This is a genomic window from Streptomyces sp. NPDC002730 (genome assembly GCF_042888805.1).
Taxonomy (GTDB): Bacteria; Actinomycetota; Actinomycetes; order Streptomycetales; family Streptomycetaceae; genus Streptomyces.
Genome location: NZ_JBIAQG010000007.1, coordinates 154,803 through 173,569, shown reverse-complemented (window position 1 = coordinate 173,569; position 18,767 = coordinate 154,803). Strand labels below are relative to the sequence as shown.

Annotated in this window: 19 protein-coding genes and 1 riboswitch; of the genes, 6 read left to right on the top strand and 13 right to left on the bottom strand. The window is 68.5% G+C overall.

What is annotated here, in order from left to right:
* Nucleotides 1–67 precede the first annotated feature (67 nt).
* Nucleotides 68–640 carry a TIGR03086 family metal-binding protein gene (locus ACFYXH_RS19515; RefSeq protein ID WP_389564248.1) on the top strand — a complete coding sequence of 191 codons (573 nt, stop codon included), beginning with the start codon at nt 68–70 and terminating at the stop codon, nt 638–640.
* Between the two features lie 27 nt (nt 641–667).
* Here ACFYXH_RS19515 and ACFYXH_RS19510 read toward each other — a convergent pair whose 3' ends face one another.
* The 12 genes from ACFYXH_RS19510 to ACFYXH_RS19455 all read right to left on the bottom strand — a co-directional run bounded on the left by ACFYXH_RS19510 (nt 668) and on the right by ACFYXH_RS19455 (nt 12,984).
* Nucleotides 668–1,516 carry an SRPBCC family protein gene (locus ACFYXH_RS19510; protein WP_389564245.1) on the bottom strand — a complete coding sequence of 283 codons (849 nt, stop codon included), beginning with the start codon at nt 1,514–1,516 and terminating at the stop codon, nt 668–670.
* On the bottom strand, nt 1,513–1,830 hold the full coding sequence (locus ACFYXH_RS19505; RefSeq protein WP_389564242.1) for an ArsR/SmtB family transcription factor: 318 nt from the start codon (nt 1,828–1,830) through the stop codon (nt 1,513–1,515). The genes ACFYXH_RS19510 and ACFYXH_RS19505 overlap by 4 nt, the downstream gene beginning before the upstream one ends.
* A 69-nt stretch (nt 1,831–1,899) precedes the next feature.
* Nucleotides 1,900–2,748 carry a thioesterase family protein gene (locus ACFYXH_RS19500; RefSeq protein ID WP_389564240.1) on the bottom strand — a complete coding sequence of 283 codons (849 nt, stop codon included), beginning with the start codon at nt 2,746–2,748 and terminating at the stop codon, nt 1,900–1,902.
* Between the two features lie 152 nt (nt 2,749–2,900).
* Nucleotides 2,901–3,560, bottom strand: a complete 660-nt coding sequence (locus tag ACFYXH_RS19495; RefSeq protein WP_389564238.1) for a trimeric intracellular cation channel family protein — start codon at nt 3,558–3,560, stop codon at nt 2,901–2,903.
* Between the two features lie 18 nt (nt 3,561–3,578).
* Nucleotides 3,579–4,853, bottom strand: a complete 1,275-nt coding sequence (locus ACFYXH_RS19490) for a dipeptide ABC transporter ATP-binding protein (RefSeq protein ID WP_389564236.1) — start codon at nt 4,851–4,853, stop codon at nt 3,579–3,581.
* Between the two features lie 65 nt (nt 4,854–4,918).
* Entirely contained in the window at nt 4,919–6,049 is a 1,131-nt protein-coding gene (locus ACFYXH_RS19485; RefSeq protein WP_385310160.1) for an ABC transporter ATP-binding protein, read from the bottom strand.
* The gene (locus tag ACFYXH_RS19480) at nt 6,046–7,044 is read right to left on the bottom strand and encodes an ABC transporter permease (RefSeq protein ID WP_385310158.1); all 999 of its coding nucleotides are present in this window, start codon (nt 7,042–7,044) and stop codon (nt 6,046–6,048) included. The genes ACFYXH_RS19485 and ACFYXH_RS19480 overlap by 4 nt, the downstream gene beginning before the upstream one ends.
* A gap of 125 nt (nt 7,045–7,169) precedes the next feature.
* Nucleotides 7,170–8,942: an ABC transporter substrate-binding protein gene (locus ACFYXH_RS19475; protein ID WP_389564231.1), complete on the bottom strand. Its 1,773-nt coding sequence runs from the start codon at nt 8,940–8,942 to the stop codon at nt 7,170–7,172.
* 107 nt (nt 8,943–9,049) lie between these two features.
* Nucleotides 9,050–10,048, bottom strand: coding sequence for an ABC transporter permease (locus ACFYXH_RS19470; RefSeq protein ID WP_389564229.1), 999 nt, complete (start codon nt 10,046–10,048; stop codon nt 9,050–9,052).
* 444 nt (nt 10,049–10,492) lie between these two features.
* The gene (locus tag ACFYXH_RS19465) at nt 10,493–11,284 is read right to left on the bottom strand and encodes an enhanced serine sensitivity protein SseB C-terminal domain-containing protein (protein ID WP_389564226.1); all 792 of its coding nucleotides are present in this window, start codon (nt 11,282–11,284) and stop codon (nt 10,493–10,495) included.
* Nucleotides 11,285–11,408: 124 nt separating this feature from the next.
* Nucleotides 11,409–12,179, bottom strand: a complete 771-nt coding sequence (locus ACFYXH_RS19460; RefSeq protein ID WP_389564223.1) for an enhanced serine sensitivity protein SseB — start codon at nt 12,177–12,179, stop codon at nt 11,409–11,411.
* A 136-nt stretch (nt 12,180–12,315) separates the two neighbouring features.
* Nucleotides 12,316–12,984: an AAA family ATPase gene (locus tag ACFYXH_RS19455; RefSeq protein WP_389564220.1), complete on the bottom strand. Its 669-nt coding sequence runs from the start codon at nt 12,982–12,984 to the stop codon at nt 12,316–12,318.
* 181 nt (nt 12,985–13,165) lie between these two features.
* A riboswitch (glycine riboswitch) is annotated at nt 13,166–13,263 on the top strand.
* Nucleotides 13,264–13,411: 148 nt separating this feature from the next.
* On the opposite strand from ACFYXH_RS19455, the gene gcvT reads away from it, so the two are divergent.
* From gcvT to ACFYXH_RS19430, 5 genes are all read left to right on the top strand, one after another.
* Complete coding sequence (gene gcvT, locus ACFYXH_RS19450) at nt 13,412–14,536, top strand: glycine cleavage system aminomethyltransferase GcvT (RefSeq protein WP_389564217.1); 1,125 nt, start codon at nt 13,412–13,414, stop codon at nt 14,534–14,536.
* A gap of 58 nt (nt 14,537–14,594) precedes the next feature.
* On the top strand, nt 14,595–14,972 hold the full coding sequence (gcvH, locus tag ACFYXH_RS19445) for a glycine cleavage system protein GcvH (RefSeq protein ID WP_326652738.1): 378 nt from the start codon (nt 14,595–14,597) through the stop codon (nt 14,970–14,972).
* A 23-nt stretch (nt 14,973–14,995) separates the two neighbouring features.
* Nucleotides 14,996–16,258: a serine hydroxymethyltransferase gene (gene glyA, locus ACFYXH_RS19440; protein WP_389564213.1), complete on the top strand. Its 1,263-nt coding sequence runs from the start codon at nt 14,996–14,998 to the stop codon at nt 16,256–16,258.
* Between the two features lie 155 nt (nt 16,259–16,413).
* Nucleotides 16,414–17,781, top strand: a complete 1,368-nt coding sequence (locus tag ACFYXH_RS19435) for an L-serine ammonia-lyase (protein WP_389564210.1) — start codon at nt 16,414–16,416, stop codon at nt 17,779–17,781.
* Nucleotides 17,782–18,026: 245 nt separating this feature from the next.
* Complete coding sequence (locus tag ACFYXH_RS19430) at nt 18,027–18,419, top strand: STAS domain-containing protein (RefSeq protein ID WP_362680313.1); 393 nt, start codon at nt 18,027–18,029, stop codon at nt 18,417–18,419.
* A 114-nt stretch (nt 18,420–18,533) separates the two neighbouring features.
* On the opposite strand, the gene ACFYXH_RS19425 is transcribed toward ACFYXH_RS19430, so the two are convergent.
* Nucleotides 18,534–18,749 carry an EF-hand domain-containing protein gene (locus ACFYXH_RS19425; protein WP_327326209.1) on the bottom strand — a complete coding sequence of 72 codons (216 nt, stop codon included), beginning with the start codon at nt 18,747–18,749 and terminating at the stop codon, nt 18,534–18,536.
* Nucleotides 18,750–18,767 lie beyond the last annotated feature (18 nt).

Below are 18,767 nucleotides of genomic sequence, written 5' to 3'. Positions count from 1 at the left end.
TGGATGTCAGGTTATCCGGGCAGGGTGTGCCTCGTCATCGAGACCGGCAATTGAGGAGATGGACACCATGAACGACCCCCGCCCCCTGTACGAGCGCGCGGCCGACCAGTTCGCGAGCCTGCTGAAGACCGTGACGCCGGAGCGGCTCGGCGACCCGACGCCGTGTACGGAGTTCGATGTACGGGCGCTGCTGTCCCATGTCGTCGGCGGTACGCACCGGATCGCGACCATCGGCGAGGGCGGCGACGGCCTGTCGGTGCCGGCACGGGTGGACGGCGTCGCGGACGACGGCTGGACCACGGTGTACGAGGAGGCGAGGCGACGCTTCACGGCGGCGTGGGCGGACGATGCGAAGCTGTCCCGCCTGGTCGCGGTCCCGTGGGCTGCGGAGCTGCCGGGCGCGGCAGCGGTGGGTGGCTATGTAATGGAGACGCTGACCCACACCTGGGACCTGTCGCAGGCACTGGGCCACCCGATGGCCCTGGACGAGGAGTTGGCCAAGGTCATCCTCCCGATCGCCCAGCAGGTCCTGCCGGCGGACAGCCGCGGCGAGGGCGTCCCGTTCGCGGCGGTCCAGGAGGCACCGGAGGGGGCGGACGCGTACGGCCGACTGGCATCGTGGCTGGGCCGCGCCGCGTAACGGGATGTGCCCCCCACTCACCCGCCCCTACCCTTCCAGCAGGCGCGCCGCCAGGTGGGTGAGGCGGGTGTGCCAGGAGGCCAGCAGGTCATCCACGTCCATGTCCCGCGGGCCGGTCTGGGTCAGGATCAGGCGGGGGCCGTGGCCCGTGCCCTCGGCGAGTTGCCAGCGGACCTCGCCCTCCGGGTCCAAGGCGTAGGCGAGCAGGGCCGGTCGCCGTACCTCGGTGACCGGGCCCGGTGGGGTCTTGGGGGCCGTGAAGCCCGCCGGGACCGGCGCACCCTCCAACACCTCCGTGCCTGCGGTCAGTTCCGCCCAGACCGTCTCCGCGGGCCGCACCAGCTGCCGTTCGAAGCGGATCCGCCATCCGTCGGCGGAGTACTCGACGATGCCCCGCCCCAGGTCGAACTGCTCCAGATACGCCTCGTGCAGTTCGCCCCTGTCGCGGCCGACGTCCACCTTCTCGCCGTCCAGCAGCTGCTCCAGCGCTGTGATGCACAGATGCCAGCCGGACGCGAAGCTCGCCGCGCCGAAGCGGTCGCCGAAGGTGTGGACGAGGGTGAGCAGCGAGCCCTCGCCCTCCGGGGTGATCTCCCAGCGCAGATGGTCCTCGCCCCAGGTGAAGGCGAAGACACGCGGCTCCTCGGCCTCCGTCACGGTGCCTGTCATCCCCGGCTCGCCGGCACCGGGGAAGGAGAAGCCCATCGCCCCTCCGGGCCTGAGCTCCACGGACACCTCGGACGGGAACCACTGGGCGAGGTGGGCGGGTTGGGTGATCGCGTCCCAGACCCGCTGCGGCGGATGCGCGAGCCGGCGCTCCATCCGGAGCGCGGTGCGCCCGTCCGCCGTGGTGAGGGTGTCGGAGTGCGGGTTCATGAGGAGTCGTCCTCCATGGCGTCGAGATGCCGTTCGAGCGCGTCGAGACTCCCCGCCCACAGATGGCGGTAGTGCGCGAGCCAGGCGTCGAGTTCCGCGAGGGGCTCGGGCGTCAGCTCGTACCAGCGGCGCTGGGCGTCCTGGCGGACCCGGACCAGACCGGCCTCCCGCAGCACCCGCAGATGCTTGGAGGTGCCGGGCTGGCTCAGGCCGAGCCGGCCGGTGAGCTCACCGACCAGGTGCGGACGCTCCAGGAGCAGATCGAGAATCCTGCGCCTGCTCGGCTCCGCGAGCACGTCGAACGGTATGGGCATACCCCGAACATACTTCGCGGGTTATATAACCGCAAGAGAATGAAGGTTCAGCCTCAACCGCGACCGGCCTCAGCCGCGCGGCGCCTTCGCCAGTTGGCGCGACTGAGCCACCAGACGGTCCGCACTGTCCCAGACCTCCGCGTCCTCCTCCAGGAATCCGCCGGCCAGGTTGCGGGTCGTGATGGAGACCCGGAGCGGCCCGGGGGCCGGGCGGCAGCGGATGTGCGTGGTGAGTTCGACCGTCGGCGTCCAGCCCGGCAGGCCCAGCTCGAACGAGGTCGGCGGCAGCGCGTCGACAGTGAGCAGCAGCGAGAACGGGTCCGCGTCACGGCCGTCGGCGAGGCCGAACCAGCCGCGCATCTCACCCTTGCCGGAGGGGGCACCGACGGCCCATCCGACGGTCGCCGGGTCGAGCTTGATGTTCAGGCGTTCCGTGATCGCCGAGCTGCCGGGGATCTTCGGCGCGGGGCCGTCGGACGGGCCGAGGCAGTCCTGGAATGCCGGCATGACGGGCGGCTTCGCCGACGTGCGCACGTCGTCGGGCAGCGCGTCCAGGTCTCCGTACGAGGCGAGGACACGGATGCGCTCGACCTCCGTGCCGTCCTCCGCGTACTGGAACAGCGAGGCCTGTCCGGTGGAGAGGGTGCGACCGCTGCGTACGACCTCGGTGCGGATCACAGCGGGGCCCGGGTGCGACGCCGTGAGGTAGTGCGCCGAGACCGTGAACGGGTCGGGGTGCGGCAGGGCGTCACCGAGCGCACGGCCGAGCAGGGCCAGCAGGTAGCCGCCGTTGACGGCGCGGATGATCGTCCAGCCCGCTGAGAGCTCCGCGTCGTAGACGCCCGGTGCGCGCAGGGTGACAGCGGTGTCGCGGTCGAACTCGCTGTCCCCGATGGTTGCCTGTACTGCCTGTGCCATGGCGGCACCGTACAACAGAAAATTACTGAGCGGTAGCTTTTTGCTCTGCCCCGGCACCGGGCGCCGTCCGCGTCGGCAGAACGCGGCGCTCCGGAGGCGGTCCGGCTCAGTCGGCTCTCGTCGGCCGGCTCTCTTCGACCAGCTCTCTTCAGCTAGCTCTCTTCGGCGGCTTCCGAGCGCCGGTTCCAGGCGCGCGGCGCCCGCCAGTGGAAGCGCATCGCGAGCAACCGAAGTACGAACGCGGTCACCACGGCCAGTCCGCTGGTGGCCGCGTTCAGTACGTCGAACTGGATGGAGACCACCACCATGGTCGCGCCGACGATGGCGGGGACGGCATACAGATCGCGGTCCCAGCGCAGCAGCGATGGCACCTCATTGGCGAGTACGTCACGCAGCACACCGCCACCGACGGCGGTGGCAAGTCCGAGCGCCGCGGAGGCGGTGAGGCCGAGCCCGTACTCGTACGCCTTGGTGGTGCCGGTGACGCAGAACAGCCCGAGGCCCGCGGCGTCGAAGACATTGACCCCGACCTGGATGCGCTCGACGTGCGGATGCAAGAAGAAAACCAGGGCGGTCGCCACGAGCGGCGTGAGGAAGTACCCGAGATCACTGAAGGCCGCGGGCGGGACGGCCCCGATGATCAGGTCCCGCAACATCCCTCCGCCCAGCGCGGTTACCTCTGCGAGCACCGCTATGCCGAAGACGTCGAAATTCTTGCGTACGGCGAGCAGTGCGCCGGAGATCGCGAAGACGAAGATCCCGACGAGGTCGAGCGAATGCTGGACGGAGGGCGTGAACAGTTCATGGAGCACCCGGCAATTGTGCCGGTTCTACTCCTTGGCACTCTCCTCAGCCTCGGCCGGGGCCTCCGTGGAGGTCTCCCCGGCGGCCGCGTCCGCGGATTCGCCCTCCGACGGAACGGCCTCGTCCGAGTCGGCCTCGGCAGAGGTCTCGTCCGCAGCCTCGCCGCCGGTCTTCGCGACCGTGATCGCCGCAACCGCAGCGGGCTCCGCCGACTCCGGCTTCTTCGACACGTCGACGATCTCGATCGCCTCGCGCGCCGACTCCAGGGCCTTGTCGCCCGGGGCCAGGTCCGGTGCGTTCTCCGGGTGGTGGCAGGCCACCTGGTGGCCCGTCTTCAGCGCCAGCAGCGGCGGTTCCTGCGTCTTGCAGATATCCGTCGCCTTCCAGCACCGGGTGTGGAACCGGCAGCCGGTCGGCGGGGAGATCGGTGACGGGACGTCGCCCTTGAGCAGGATGCGGTCGCTCTTGGCGCCGCGCCGCTTCGGGTCCGGCACCGGCACCGCGGAGAGCAGGGCCTTCGTGTACGGGTGCATCGGCGCCTCGTACAGCGACTTGCGGTCCGTCAGCTCGACGATCTTGCCCAGGTACATCACCGCGATGCGGTCCGAGACATGGCGGATGACCGACAGGTCATGCGCGATGATCACATACGTGAGGCCCAGCTCGTCCTGGAGATCGTCCAGCAGGTTCACCACCTGCGCCTGGATCGACACGTCCAGCGCCGAGACCGGCTCGTCCGCCACGACCAGCTTCGGCTTCAGGGCGAGGGCCCGCGCGATACCGATGCGCTGGCGCTGGCCGCCGGAGAACTCGTGCGGGTAGCGGTTGTAGTGCTCGGGGTTGAGACCGACCAGGCCCAGCAGCCGCTGGACCTCCTTCTTGATCCCGCCCTCGGGCGTGACGCCCTGCAGCTTGAACGGCGCGCTGACGATCGAACCGACCGTGTGGCGCGGGTTGAGCGAGCCATAGGGGTCCTGGAAGATCATCTGGACGTCCCGGCGCATCGGGCGCATGCCCGAAACACCGAGGTGCGTGATGTCCTTGCCCTCGAACTCGATCTTGCCGCCGGTCGGTTCGAGCAGCCGGGTGATGAGCCGGCCCATCGTCGACTTGCCGCAGCCGGACTCACCCACGACGCCGAGCGTCTCGCCGGGAAGTACGTCGAAGCTGATGCCGTCGACCGCCTGGACGGCACCGGCCTGCCGACGCAGCAGCCCCTTCGTGATCGGGAAGTGCTTGACCAGTCCGGTGACCTTGAGCAGTGGCTCGGGCGAGGAGGTGGCCTGCTCCGGGATCGCCATCTCGGAATCCTTACGATCTTTTCCGGCCGGGGGTCCGGGGGTTGTCCCCGGGGAAGATGCAGTACTCACAGCTTCGGCGCAATCTCTTCGGTCCAGATCCGCGTGCGGTCCTCCTGCGACATGTGGCAGGCCGAGTGGTGCCGGCTGCCGACCTCCCGCAGCTCGGGCCGCTCGGTGCGGGTGATCCCGCCCTTGGGCACATCGGCGTACGGGCAACGCGGGTGGAAGGCACAGCCACTGGGGATGTTGATCAGGCTGGGCGGGGAGCCCTTGACCGGGATGAGGCGCTCGGTCTGGTCACGGTCGATGCGCGGCATCGAGCCCAGCAGGCCCCAGGTGTAGGGGTGCTGCGGCTCGTAGAAGACCTTCTCGGCCGGACCGCGCTCGACGCAGCGGCCGCCGTACATCACCAGGATGTCGTCGGCCAGCTCGGCGACGACGCCCAGGTCGTGGGTGATGATGATGACCGCGGAGCCGAACTCCTTCTGCAGATCCCGGATCAGGTCGAGGATCTGCGCCTGGACGGTGACGTCCAGCGCGGTGGTCGGCTCGTCCGCGATGAGCAGCTCGGGGTTGTTGACCAGCGCCATCGCGATCATCGCGCGCTGGCGCATACCGCCGGAGAACTCGTGCGGGTAGCTGTCCACCCGCTTGTGGGGCTCCGGGATGCCCACCCGGTCCAGCAGCTCGACGGCCCGCTTGCGGGCGGTCTTCTTGTCCACCTTGTTGTGGACCTGGTACGCCTCGCTGATCTGCTTGCCGATGGTGTAGTACGGGTGCATCGCGGACAGCGGATCCTGGAAGATCATCGCCATGTCGCGACCCCGCAGCCGGCGCACCTCGTCCGGGTCGGCGGTCAGCAGTTCCTTGCCGTTCAGCCAGATCTCACCGGACAGGTGCGCCTTCTGCCGGCCGTACTGGCCGACGCGGTGCAGGCCCATGATGCCGAGCGAGGTCACCGACTTGCCGGAGCCCGACTCGCCCACGATGCCGAGGGTCTTGCCCTTCTCCAGCGTGAAGGAGAGTCCGTCGACCGACTTCACGAGACCGTCGTCGGTCGGGAAGTGCACCTGGAGGTCGCGTACTTCGAGGAAAGCGGTGGAGGGGGCCGAGCCCGCGGAGACGGGCTCGCCGACGGCGCCGGTCTTCGTCAGGGGGGATCCGGGGGTCTCTCCCGGGACTGGCACCGTGGTCATGAGAGCCTCACTCGGGGGTCGATCACTGCGTACATGAGGTCCACGACGAGGTTGGCGAGGACGACGAAGAAGGCCGCGATGAGCGTGACTCCGAGGATCACGGGCAGATCGTGGTCGCTGATTGCCTTCACCGCGTTGTAGCCGAGGCCGTGCAGGGAGAAGGTGCTCTCGGTCAGGACCGCGCCGCCCACCAGGGCTCCGAGGTCCAGGCCGAGGACGGTCAGGATCGGGGTCATGGTCGAGCGCATTGCGTGCTTGCCGATGACCACGGGCTCCGTGAGGCCCTTGGCTCTGGCGGTTCGGATGTAGTCCTCGTTGAGGACCTCCAGCATCGTGGCGCGGGTGAGCCGGGCGTACATCGCGGCATACAGGAAGGCCAGGGTGACCCACGGCAGAACCATGCCGTTGAACCAGGCCGCCGGATCCTCACTGAACGCCGCGTCCGGCCGGTCGAACCACCCCAGCTGGTCGGAGAAGAGCGCCAGGGACAGCATGCCGGTGAAGTAGATGGGCAGCGAGACACCGCCGAGGGCGATGCCCATCGCCGAACGGTCCAGGGGCGTACCGCGCTTGAGGGCGGAGATGATGCCGGTGGAGACACCACCGATCACCCAGAGCACGACGGCGCCCGCGGCGAGCGAGAGGGTGACCGGCAGCCACTCGAGCAGCAGCGGCCAGACCTCCTGCTCGGTCTTGAACGAGTACCCGAAGCAGGGCGCGGCGCACTGCGTCACGTCGGAGCCGTTGGCGTACGTACGACCCGCCACCAGTCCGACCACGAACTTGCCGAACTGGACCAGGATCGGGTCGTCCAGGCCCATCTTCTGCCGGATGCCCTCGATGGAGGCGGGGTCGGACTGCTTGCCGACGAAGTACAGCGCCGGGTCCGTCCCGATCATCTTGGGGAAGAGGAAGAAGATTCCGAAGGTCACCAGCGTGATGACCATCAGCATGACGATGACGGCGAAGAATCGCCTGATGAGATATGCAAGCACTGCGCTCGGCCCGACGGTGGCCCGGGAGCCCTCTCTTATGGAGAGAGCTCCGGGCCACCGCTCGCGGCCATCACCTGCCCTTCGTGCCTAGCGGGTGTGGCACTGGAACGTGAACTGACTGGGATTTACTTGACGACGCCGAGCGAGGCGTAGTCGTAGCGGCCGTTGTAGGCGTCGGCCGTGTAGGCGTTGGTCAGACGAGTGCTGCGCCAGGTGATCGTCTTGTCGTAGACGAAGGGCAGGTAGACAGCGGCCTCGGAGACCTTCTGGTTCATCTGCTTGTAGATCTCGCCGGCCTTGGCCGGGTCGGTCTCGGCGATGGCCTGGTCGAAGAGCTTGTTGACCGCGGGGTCGTTCAGCTCGGAGAAGTTGTTGTTACCGCTCTGCAGGATGAACCGGCCGTCGACCAGCGGCTGCGAGAAGCCCTGGCCGGTCGGGAAGTCCGCGCCCCAGCCCATGATGATGATGCCGTAGCCCTTGTCCTTCACGACCTTCGGCGAACCGATGATGCCGGACGTCTGGGCGCCGTCGAACTGGTCGACCTGGGCGTCGATGCCGACCTGCTTCAGCGCGTTCTGCAGCGAGACGGCCGTGGCGACCTCGACCGGCTTGTTGTTACGCACCGCGATGGTGGTCTTGAAGCCGTTCGGCTGGCCACAGGCCTTCAGCGCCGCCTTGGCCTTCTCGACGTTCGGCTTGCTGTCGTTCTTGAGGACCTCGTACGGGTCGTACGTGGGGTCCGAGCCCTTGATGCCCGCGGGGAGCATGTTCGGGGCGATGTCGCCACCGGCCTGCGGGCCGCCACGGGCGGTCTGCAGCGACTTCTTGTCGGCGGCGTAGATGACTGCCTTGCGGCACTCGACGTTGTCGAACGGCTTGACCGTCGTCGGGAAGACCGCGTAGCGGATGAAGCCGGTCTGGCCGTTGTCGAGGTTGTCCTTGTGCTTGCGCAGAGCCGTGGTGCGAGCCGCCTGGCCGATGCCGGTCGCGTTGATGTCGACGTCGAAGTCACCCTTGAGCAGGCGCTTGTCCATGTCGTCCGCGTTGGTCATGAAGGTGACCGTCACCTTGTCCGGAAGCGCCTTGCGGATGGTGTCCGAGGCGGGCTTCCAGTTGGTGTTGCGGGAGAGCGACATCGACTTGTTCGGCGCGTACGAGTCGATCTTGTACGGGCCGCTGGAGAAGGGCTTCAGGCCGTACTTGGCGGCGGTGTCCTTCTCCTTCTTCACCGGAGAGGCAGCCGGCATGGCGAGCATCTGCTCGAAGTCACCGTTCGGCTTCGGCAGCTTGAAGACGATGGTCTTCGCGTCCGGCGTCTCGATCGCCTTCAGGCCGAGCTTGTCCGCGGACTTGTCCTTGTACGGACCCTTGTACTCGGTCTTCGGGTCGAGCACCTGCATCAGGTAGACCGGGCCGCCGGAGATGACGTCCTGGGCCCAGGTGCGCTCGATGCCGTACTTGATGTCCTGCGAAGTGATGGGCGTGCCGTCCTCCCAGGTCACGCCATCCTTCAGGGTGTACTTGTAGGTCTTGCCGCCGTCCGAGATCTCGGCCTTCGCGGTCGCGAGGTCCGGGACGAGCTCGGTGCTGGCCTGGCCCGGCGCCGCCTTGAAGCTGACGAGCTGGCGGGTGTAGTAGCGGGCGAAGTCCCACATGAAGCCGTAGTAACCGCGCTGCGGGTCCCACGAATCGGCGTCCTGCGTGCCGACAAATTTAAGCGTGCCGCCCTTGGTGTCGGACGCGTTGGCCACCTTGCCGATGCCGGCGTTGAAGCCGGGCGCACCGGCCCCGTCCTTCTTGTCGTCCTTGCCGCCACAGGCCGTGGTGGTCAGCAGGGCCGCGAGCACGACAGCCGTGCCTGCGGCAAGCCTGCGGTTCGACGTGCGATTGGTTGTCACGATGCTCGCAACCTCCGTAGTAGTCACGGCCCTCGAGGGTCGTGGTTCTGGGCTATTGCCCCTGACGGCTTCGGCAGGGGCGGTGTGTCCGCAGGGACGTGTGGGGGTCAGCGGGACCCCTTCGGGTCCAGCGCATCTCGTACGCCGTCGCCGAAGAGATTGAAGGCCAACACGGTGACGAAGATCGCCAGGCCCGGGATGATCATGAACAGCGGATCGTCCTCGTAGGTGCGCACCGCCGTCGAGAGCATCTCGCCCCACGACGGGGTGGGCGGCTTGACGCCAACGCCGAGGAAGCTCAGGGCGGCTTCCGTCAGGACGTTGGTGGGGATCATCAGCGTCGTGTAGACGGTGATCGGGGCCACCAGGTTGGGCAGCAGCTCCCGGAAGAGGATGTACGCACGTCCCGCACCGAGGCTGCGAGCCGCTTCGACGTACTCCCGCTCACGCAGCGAAAGCGTCTGGCCGCGCACGATCCGGCCGATGTACGGCCAGCCGAAGAAGCCGATCACCAGGACGAGGACCGCGATCCGCAGACCCGAACCGGAGAAGCCCCAGAGTTCGTTCGGGACGACAGAGATCAGGGCAATGATGAAGAGCAGCTGCGGAAAGGCCAGCAGCAGGTCCATCACCCGGCTGATCGCCGCGTCGATCCAGCCCCCGAAGTAGCCGGCGACGACGCCGAAGACGGTGCCCAGGCTGACCGCGACGAAGGCGGAGAGGAAGGCGACGAGAAGCGAGATGCGGGCGCCGTAGACGACTCGGCTGAAAACGTCCCTGCCGTTGACCGGCTCAACTCCGAAAAGGAAGTCGGAATTGATGCCGCCCCAGTCACCGATCGGGGTGCCCAGCAGCGGGTCGATCGCATCCTCGTGGAGCTCCTCCGGCGGGTGGCCGAGCAGGCTCACGATCAGTGGAGCGAATATCGCGACCACGATCAGGAGGAGCACCACGAAACCGCCGACAAGTGCGACCTTGTCACGCTTCAACCGGATCCAGGCGATCTTCCAGGGCGAACGCCCCTCGATGGCCTTCTGCGGGACATCGGCGGCGACATCGACGGCAGCGGTTTCGGCCGCGCTCGTGTCGTGCAGTGGTGCCGTCATCGTGGTGGGGACCCCTCTCGGCCGGTGGTGACCGACCCATGCCCGCCGCTGTAGCGGCTTCGTTCACTCAGTGGTGCAGTTGTGTGTATTGCGAAGAATGCTTGAAGAAGCAGGTCGTACACAGGACCGAAGGGTCCTTGATGCGGGGAGTCTTCAACGCTGCCGCGATCACCCGCCAGCCCCCTCGGGGAATGGTTGCTCAAACGTGATGCGGCGAGGGGGTTTCCGTTATACGGACGGAGCCACCGACTGAGCGGAACGCCAAATACCCCATATGGGGCGAAAGTTGACCGATGTGCCGCCATGCGGACGTTAGCCGCTCTTCGATTGCAAGGCATTCGAAGCCTCGAGAGCGCATAATCCCACCCCGAACATCGGCGTGGGGCATGGAAATAGACGGGTCAGACCGTCAGTTGTGGTGTTGCGGCCGGCTCAGTGGCCGACTCAGTGGCCGACCGGCGGCGGATAGCCGTAGCCCCCGCCGGCCGGTGCGCCGCCGACATGGGCATCGCGGTCGTAGAACGGGCGGGCGTTGGCCCGCAGCCACATCGTGACCGGGTCGTACTCGTCGGACATCGCGACGGTGGAGACCGGCAGCCCGTCCGGGACCGCGGCGATCGACTGCTGCATCATCGCGCGCACCGTGTCCACGGACTGCCTGCTCGTGTCGTACAGATCGAGACCGATGGCGAGATACGGAGCGCCGAGCGCGGGCTGCACCCAGGCGCGGCGCAGCGAGCGGATCGCGGGCGTGCGGTGGGCGTTCTGAGCGAGCAGGCCGTAGAAATGCGGGAGCTCGATGGCCGGTTCGGACAGTCGCAGCGGTCCTGCGGGCATCCGGTCGAGGCCGGTGGCGATCCGGCGGAGATCGAGCCAGGGGATGCCGACGCCGCCGCCCGGCGCGTGCGGGTTGAGCCAGATGCCCCAGCGGTCCGGGTACAGCGCGCGGGCGATGTCACGGCCGGTGACCACCTCGTGGGCGCGGTTCCAGCCGGAGACGGAGAGCTCCTGGGCGGAGGTGACGCACGGCGCGTAGCCGACGCCGTCGACCTCCATGTTCCCGTACTGGGCATCGGGCGATCCGGCCTGGCCGTGCCAGAGCAGCATCCAGATCTGGCCGTTCGACGGGTCGGCGATGGCGTGCAGCAGCGCCTCGTACGCGTCGTAGCGTCCGGGGGTCACCTGGCGCAGCATGTGCTCGACCTGCCCGGCCGCCGCGGTGCCTGACGCACTCACCCTGGGTTCCGCCCCTCTTCGATGCCTCTTCGATGCAGCAACAGCACAGCCGCCCCGGGCACACAAGTGCTGCGGTAAGGCCATCAAACCAGCTTAATCGGCAGTCCTGACACCGACTTGACGACTACACGTGCTGCCGTTCGTAGAAGGGCCGCACCCGCTCCAGCATCCATGCGCCGACAGGATCCTGGGCAACATCCAGCAGTACGAGATTGACCGGCCAGCCCACCTGGACCCGGCCGAGTGCCCGGCCGAGCGCGTCCATCGGGGCATTGCGCTCGGCGGCCTCCCAGGAGGAGAGCTGGACACCGATGAAGAGGGTCGGCGGGTCGCCCTCGACGGAGGCGAGCGCACGGCGGGCAGTGAGGACGACACCGGAGGCCTCGAACTCCCCGGCCGCGGCGGCGAGGAAGTCGACCGGCTCCTCCTGCCAGTCGGGCTCGAAGAGCCGCACCCGGCCGCCGCTCGCGGGACCGTCCAGCGGTGTACGTCCCACCCGGCACAGTTCGGCGACCGCGGGCGGCGGCAGCGGGGCGCCGACCGCACCACCGGGGTTCACGGCGATACCGAGCTGCGGAGGCAGCCCGCGGGCGAATTCGCGGGCGGGCGCAACGGTGAACGAGATATGGCTGCCGACGCACTGCAGGTACTGCTGCTCGGAGCTGAAGACCGGGACATAGGGAGCGCCGTCGATCTCCATCGTGGGCAGATCGAGATCGGGGCTGTCGGCTCCGCCGCCGTTGGGCAGCGGCACCCATATATGGCTGCGTCCGAGCACCTCGACGAGACGGCCCCCGGCGGAGGGGTTGCCGAGCGAGGCGGCGAGCACCTCTTCCAGCTCGTTGCCCGGCCAGCCGAAAGCTGTATGCGGATGGGCCTGCTCCGGTGTCTCCATGTGCGGTCCTTCTCCCCCGGCTTCCACGGCTGCGCGCCACGACCCTAACGCCGCGGACCGACGGACATGAACCGGGGCTCCGCCCCGGACCCCGCTCCTCAATCGCCGGAGGGGCTGAACTTCAGCGCGCGCCGCCCTATGACTTCTCGAAGCCGACCCGCCCCAGCACCCCCGCCGCGTCCCGGTCCAGCAGCACGGCCGAGGCGCAGCCCGCCGGCAGTCGGCCCGCCTCCGCGTCGCCGATCAGATGCCCGACCGCGCGCCGGTGCCGGGCGAAGGCGTACCCGGACACACCGCGGCCCCGCTCGCGCTGGCCCTGTCTGGCGACCTCGGGCGTGACGTCGAGCAGGACCAGATGGAGACCGCTCCCGCGGCGGCGCGCCTCGCGGGCCAGCCAGCGCCGCACCCAGGCCTGCGTACCGCAGTCGTGGACGACGACACTCTCGCCGGAGCGGAGCGCCCGCCGCAGCCCGGCGTAGTGGGCGATCCGCACGAGCGGGCGGTACACGGCGTACGGCAGCAGCCGCGGCATCCGGGCGTCCCACCGGTCCCGGGTGTCCTGCGAGTCGATGCCACGACCGCGCGCCGCGCGCCGGATCAACGTGGACTTTCCGCTGCCGGGCAGGCCGGAGACGACCACCACATCACCGGCGGCGAAGACCAGACTGCGCGGACTGCGCCCCGAGCGGTCTCTCAGGTCGCGCAGTATGGCTGTGGGAGCCCCGCGCAGTTCCCGGGCGGAGCTCTCCGGCCGGGCGGGCACCCCCGTGGTCGTCGCAAAGACACCGGGCTGCTGCAACGTCATCACCCTCCCCCATGTCGGGTCACCCTCACCCTTGCCCATGAAGTGTAAAGAGTTGGTAATGCGACACAACCTATTTGCAGCTACGGGCCACTGCGGGCAGGCGCGGCCGCGTTCCGGACCGTACGCACCACTCTGCCGCGATGCGTGCAATGATGTGCCCGCCAACTGCATACCGGCCGCTTGAATCCACGCGGGAGAGTCCTGGCCACTGTGTGCGCCGGGCGCCGAAGGAGCAAGTCCCTCCCTTGAATCTCTCAGGCCCCGTACCGCGTGTGATGAGGCAGATCTGAAAAGCGAGCCGCTGTCGAGTGGCTCCACCCAAGGTGCAAGTCACGACCACCAATACGCGTGGTCGCGACGAACCTCTCAGGTTCCGATGACAGATGGGGAGGATTGTCCTCGCCGGCCTGCCCTGGGAGCCACATCTATGAGCAACGTCCCCCGTCTGACCGCCCTCGACGCCCTGCACCGCTCGCTGGGCGCGACCATGACCGACTTCGCGGGCTGGGACATGCCGCTGCGGTACGGCAGTGAGCGCGACGAGCACAACGCCGTACGCACCAAGGCCGGTCTCTTCGACCTCTCGCACATGGGCGAGATCACCGTCACCGGACCGCGCGCCGCCGATCTCCTCGACTTCGCGCTGGTCGGCAACATCGGCGGGGTGGCCGTCGGCCGCGCCCGCTACACCATGATCTGCCAGGAGGACGGCGGGATCCTCGACGACCTGATCGTCTACCGCCTCGGCGAGACGGAGTACATGGTCGTCGCCAACGCGGGCAACGCCCAGGTGGTGCTGGACGCGCTGACCGCACGCGCCGAGGGCTACGACGCCGAGGTGCGGGACGACCGCGACGCGTACGCGCTCATCGCCGTCCAGGGCCCGGAGTCCCCCGGCATCCTCAAGTCGCTGACCGACGCCGACCTGGACGGGCTGAAGTACTACGCGGGCCTGCCCGGCACGGTGGCCGGCGTCCCGGCGCTGATCGCCCGTACCGGCTACACCGGCGAGGACGGCTTCGAGCTCTTCGTCGAGCCGCAGTACGCCGAGAAGCTCTGGCAGTCGCTGACCGAGGCGGGCGCGCCCGTCGGTCTCGTCCCGGCCGGTCTGTCCTGCCGCGACACGCTCCGCCTGGAGGCGGGCATGCCGCTGTACGGGCATGAGCTGACCACCGCGCTGACCCCGTTCGACGCGGGCCTCGGCCGGGTCGTGAAGTTCGAGAAGACCACGAACGACGGGCGTTTCGTCGGCCGCGAGGCACTCGAGGCCGCCGCCGCGCGCGCCGAGGCCAACCCGCCGCGCAAGCTCGTCGGCCTGATCGCCGAGGGCCGCCGGGTCCCGCGCGCCGGCTTCTCCGTGGTCGCAGGCGGCCAGGTCATCGGCGAGGTCACCTCCGGTGCGCCCTCCCCGACCCTGGGCAAGCCGATCGCCATCGCGTACGTGGACGCGGCGCACGCCGCGCCGGGCCGCGAGGGTGTCGGCGTCGACATCCGCGGCACCCACGAGCCGTACGAGGTCGTCGCGCTGCCGTTCTACAAGCGCCAGAAGTGATCGTCCGCACCTTCACTCCGTTCACCAGCACTCCCCCGCGTACAGGAGAATTCAGGCCATGAGCAACCCCCAGCAGCTGCGCTTCAGCAAGGAGCACGAGTGGCTGTCGGCCGCCGAGGACGGCGTGTCGACGGTCGGCATCACGGAGCACGCGGCGAACGCGCTCGGCGATGTGGTGTACGTCCAGCTCCCCGAGGTCGGTGACACGGTGACCGCGGGCGAGACCTGCGGTGAGCTGGAGTCGACCAAGTCCGTCAGCGACCTGTACTCCCCGGTCAGCGGTGAGGTCACCGAGGCCAACGAGGACGTCGTCAATGACCCGTCACTGGTGAACTCCGCCCCCTTCGAGGGCGGCTGGCTCTTCAAGGTGCGCGTCAGCGAGGAGCCGAAGGACCTGCTCTCCGCCGACGAGTACACCGAGTTCTCCGGCAACTGACCACGACCACGACAGGGATCGAGATGTCGCTTCTCAACGCCCCTCTCCATGAGCTGGACCCGGACGTCGCCGCCGCTGTCGACGCCGAGCTCCACCGCCAGCAGTCCACCCTCGAGATGATCGCCTCGGAGAACTTCGCTCCGGTCGCGGTCATGGAGGCGCAGGGCTCCGTCCTCACCAACAAGTACGCCGAGGGCTACCCGGGCCGCCGCTACTACGGCGGCTGCGAGCACGTCGATGTCGTCGAGCAGATCGCGATCGACCGCATCAAGGCGCTCTTCGGCGCCGAGCACGCCAACGTCCAGCCGCACTCGGGCGCCCAGGCGAACGCGGCCGCGATGTTCGCGCTGCTGAAGCCGGGCGACACGATCATGGGTCTGAACCTCGCCCACGGCGGGCACCTCACCCACGGCATGAAGATCAACTTCTCCGGCAAGCTGTACAACGTGGTCGCGTACCACGTGGACAGCGAGACCGGCCAGGTCGACATGGCCGAGGTCGAGCGCCTCGCCAAGGAGTCCCGTCCGAAGCTGATCATCGCCGGCTGGTCCGCGTACCCGCGCCAGCTGGACTTCGCGGCCTTCCGCCGGATCGCGGACGAGGTCGGCGCGTACCTGATGGTCGACATGGCCCACTTCGCGGGCCTCGTCGCCGCCGGTCTGCACCCGAACCCGGTGCCGCACGCCCATGTCGTCACCACCACCACGCACAAGACCCTCGGCGGTCCGCGCGGCGGTGTGATCCTGTCGACGCAGGAGCTCGCCAAGAAGATCAACTCCGCGGTCTTCCCCGGTCAGCAGGGCGGTCCGCTGGAGCACGTCATCGCGGCGAAGGCGGTCTCCTTCAAGGTCGCGGCGACCGAGGAGTTCAAGGAGCGCCAGCAGCGCACCCTGAACGGCGCCCGTATCCTCGCCGAGCGTCTCGTCCAGGCCGATGTGACCGAGCACGGCGTCTCCGTCCTGTCCGGCGGTACGGATGTGCACCTGGTCCTGGTCGACCTGCGCAACTCCGAGCTGGACGGCCAGCAGGCCGAGGACCGCCTCCACGAGGTGGGCATCACGGTCAACCGCAACGCGATCCCGAACGACCCGCGGCCGCCGATGGTCACCTCGGGTCTGCGGATCGGCACCCCGGCGCTGGCCACCCGCGGTTTCCAGGACGAGGACTTCCGTGAGGTCGCCGACATCATCGCCGAGGCGCTGAAGCCGTCGTACGACACGGAGTCGCTGAGCGCCCGGGTCTCGGCCCTGGCCGCGAAGCACCCGCTTTACCCTGGCCTGAAGTAATTACGTACCCTTTTGTACGAACCGACGGGGCACCGCGCACACTGGACAGTGCGTGCGGTGCCCCGCACCAGGTACCGCGTTGGTACCGCCCTCGCACCGCCCTCTGCACCACCTCGGCAGACAACGGCGTCTACCAACCCCTCTAGGAGTCTTCCGTGGCCATCTCGGTCTTCGACCTGTTCTCGATCGGCATAGGCCCGTCCAGCTCCCATACGGTCGGCCCGATGCGCGCGGCCGCCCTGTTCGCGCGGCGGCTCAAGAACGAGGGCCTGATGGCCCACACCGCCGCCGTACGCGCCGAGCTCTTCGGTTCGCTGGGCGCGACCGGCCACGGCCACGGCACCCCGAAGGCCGTCCTGCTCGGTCTTGAGGGCAACTCTCCCCGTACCGTCGACGTCGAGACCGCGGACGCCCAGGTCGAGCGCATCCGCACCGGCCGCCGGATCAATCTGCTCGGTATGCACGAGATCGACTTCGACTTCGACAAGGATCTGATCCTGCACCGCCGCAAGGCGCTGCCGTACCACGCCAACGGGATGACGATCTTCGCGTACGACGCCCAGGGCGCACTCGTCCTGGAGAAGACGTACTACTCGGTGGGCGGCGGCTTCGTGGTCGACGAGGACGCCGTCGGCGAGGACCGGATCAAGCTCGACGACACCGTGCTGAAGTACCCGTTCCGCACCGGCGACGAGCTGCTTCGGCTGGCTCAGGAGACCGGTCTTTCGATCTCCGCGCTGATGCTGGAGAACGAGAAGGCCTGGCGCACCGAGGACGAGATCCGCGAGGGTCTGCTGGAGATCTGGCGGGTCATGCAGGCCTGCGTCTCGCGGGGTATGTCCCGCGAGGGCATCCTGCCCGGCGGCCTCAAGGTCCGCCGCCGCGCGGCCAACTCGGCCCGTCAGCTCCGCGCCGAGGGCGATGCGCTGGCCCGCTCCATGGAGTGGATCACGCTGTACGCGATGGCCGTGAACGAGGAGAACGCCGCGGGCGGCCGCGTTGTCACCGCACCCACCAACGGCGCCGCGGGCATCATCCCGGCCGTGCTGCACTACTACATGAACTTCGTGCCCGGCGCCGACGAGGACGGCGTGGTCCGCTTCCTGCTCGCCGCCGGCGCGATCGGCATGCTCTTCAAGGAGAACGCCTCGATTTCCGGCGCCGAGGTCGGCTGCCAGGGCGAGGTCGGCTCCGCCTGCTCGATGGCAGCGGGCGCGCTGGCCGAGGTGCTCGGCGGCACCCCGGAGCAGGTCGAGAACGCCGCCGAGATCGGTATGGAGCACAACCTCGGCCTGACCTGCGACCCGGTCGGCGGCCTGGTGCAGATCCCGTGCATCGAGCGCAATGGCATGGCGGCGGTCAAGGCCGTGACGGCGGCGAAGATGGCGATGCGCGGCGACGGCAGCCACAAGGTCTCGCTCGACAAGGTCATCAAGACCATGAAGGAAACCGGTGCGGACATGTCGGTGAAGTACAAGGAGACCGCGCGCGGCGGCCTCGCGGTGAACATCATCGAATGCTGAGCCGCGGGCCGTCGAGGGCTGAACCGGCCGTCGAGAGCTGAGCCTCATCGGTTCTTGGTCGTCTCCGCGGACCAAGGACGCCGCACGTCAAGGCAGTTCACACAGATTCACCCGCAAGTGTGAGCTTTCCGAGCTCCGAACGTTTCTTCTCCTCCGCGGGCCCCAATGTCCGCATTAATCTCACAGCCTGTTCACCTAAGCCCCCGGTGACCAGATCGGGCTCGACGCAGCAAGGAGACACCGTAATGTCCGAGGGGCTGACGTCCACGCCGTACGAGTTACTCGTCCCGCTACCGGGACCGTACGGGCGGGTGTACCGGCGCCAGGAACGTACCGTCGTCGAGCTCCATGGCGAGATCGATATCGCCGCAGTCACGCTGATCGGCGCCTATCTCGATGTGGTCACCGCGGTGCGCGCCCACGAGGTGATCGTCGATCTGACGCATGTCGAGTTCTTCGACTGCTCCGGGCTGGCGCTGCTCTGCCGGGCCCGACGGCGCACCACGGAGTTCGGCGGCCGGCTGTGGGTGGTCTGCTCCCGGCCCGCGACTCTGCGCGTCTTCAGGGCGGGCGGCGTGCTGGACGTGTTCCGTACGCTGCCGACGCTGGACGAGGCTCTGGCGGCGCAGGACGGATGAAATCCGGGCGGTCCCCGGCCGGGCCGGGGAGCCGCTCCGGTGCGTCAGACCTTGCGCAGGCCTGACGAGGCCCTGTTCAGGCCCTGAGCAGCTCTGTTCAGGCCCTGCTCAGTTCTAGGCCTTGTTGAGCGAGGCCCAGAATTCGTCGAAGGTCAGCTGACCGTCGCCGTTGGCGTCCTTCGTCTTGATCACTGCCTCGGCGACCGTCTCGGTGACATGGAAGTCGCCCAGCTGAGCCATCACGCTCTTGTACTCGCTCGCCGTGATCAGGCCGTCGCCGTCCAGGTCGTAGCGCTCGAACGCCCTGCGCGCCTCTTCGATGTCCGCCACTGCTTCCGCCCCTCCTTG

What these genes read in the sequence shown, in the direction of transcription:
- ACFYXH_RS19515 (WP_389564248.1), top strand. Translation starts at nt 68, where the DNA reads ATGAACGACCCCCGCCCCCTGTACGAGCGCGCGGCCGACCAGTTCGCG.
- glyA (WP_389564213.1), top strand. Translation starts at nt 14,996, where the DNA reads ATGTCGCTTCTCAACGCCCCTCTCCATGAGCTGGACCCGGACGTCGCC.
- ACFYXH_RS19455 (WP_389564220.1), bottom strand. Translation starts at nt 12,984, where the DNA reads ATGACGTTGCAGCAGCCCGGTGTCTTTGCGACGACCACGGGGGTGCCC.
- ACFYXH_RS19470 (WP_389564229.1), bottom strand. Translation starts at nt 10,048, where the DNA reads ATGACGGCACCACTGCACGACACGAGCGCGGCCGAAACCGCTGCCGTC.
- ACFYXH_RS19510 (WP_389564245.1), bottom strand. Translation starts at nt 1,516, where the DNA reads ATGAACCCGCACTCCGACACCCTCACCACGGCGGACGGGCGCACCGCG.
- gcvH (WP_326652738.1), top strand. Translation starts at nt 14,595, where the DNA reads ATGAGCAACCCCCAGCAGCTGCGCTTCAGCAAGGAGCACGAGTGGCTG.
- ACFYXH_RS19490 (WP_389564236.1), bottom strand. Translation starts at nt 4,853, where the DNA reads ATGGCGATCCCGGAGCAGGCCACCTCCTCGCCCGAGCCACTGCTCAAG.
- ACFYXH_RS19500 (WP_389564240.1), bottom strand. Translation starts at nt 2,748, where the DNA reads ATGGCACAGGCAGTACAGGCAACCATCGGGGACAGCGAGTTCGACCGC.
- ACFYXH_RS19505 (WP_389564242.1), bottom strand. Translation starts at nt 1,830, where the DNA reads ATGCCCATACCGTTCGACGTGCTCGCGGAGCCGAGCAGGCGCAGGATT.
- ACFYXH_RS19460 (WP_389564223.1), bottom strand. Translation starts at nt 12,179, where the DNA reads ATGGAGACACCGGAGCAGGCCCATCCGCATACAGCTTTCGGCTGGCCG.
- gcvT (WP_389564217.1), top strand. Translation starts at nt 13,412, where the DNA reads ATGAGCAACGTCCCCCGTCTGACCGCCCTCGACGCCCTGCACCGCTCG.
- ACFYXH_RS19485 (WP_385310160.1), bottom strand. Translation starts at nt 6,049, where the DNA reads ATGACCACGGTGCCAGTCCCGGGAGAGACCCCCGGATCCCCCCTGACG.
- ACFYXH_RS19430 (WP_362680313.1), top strand. Translation starts at nt 18,027, where the DNA reads ATGTCCGAGGGGCTGACGTCCACGCCGTACGAGTTACTCGTCCCGCTA.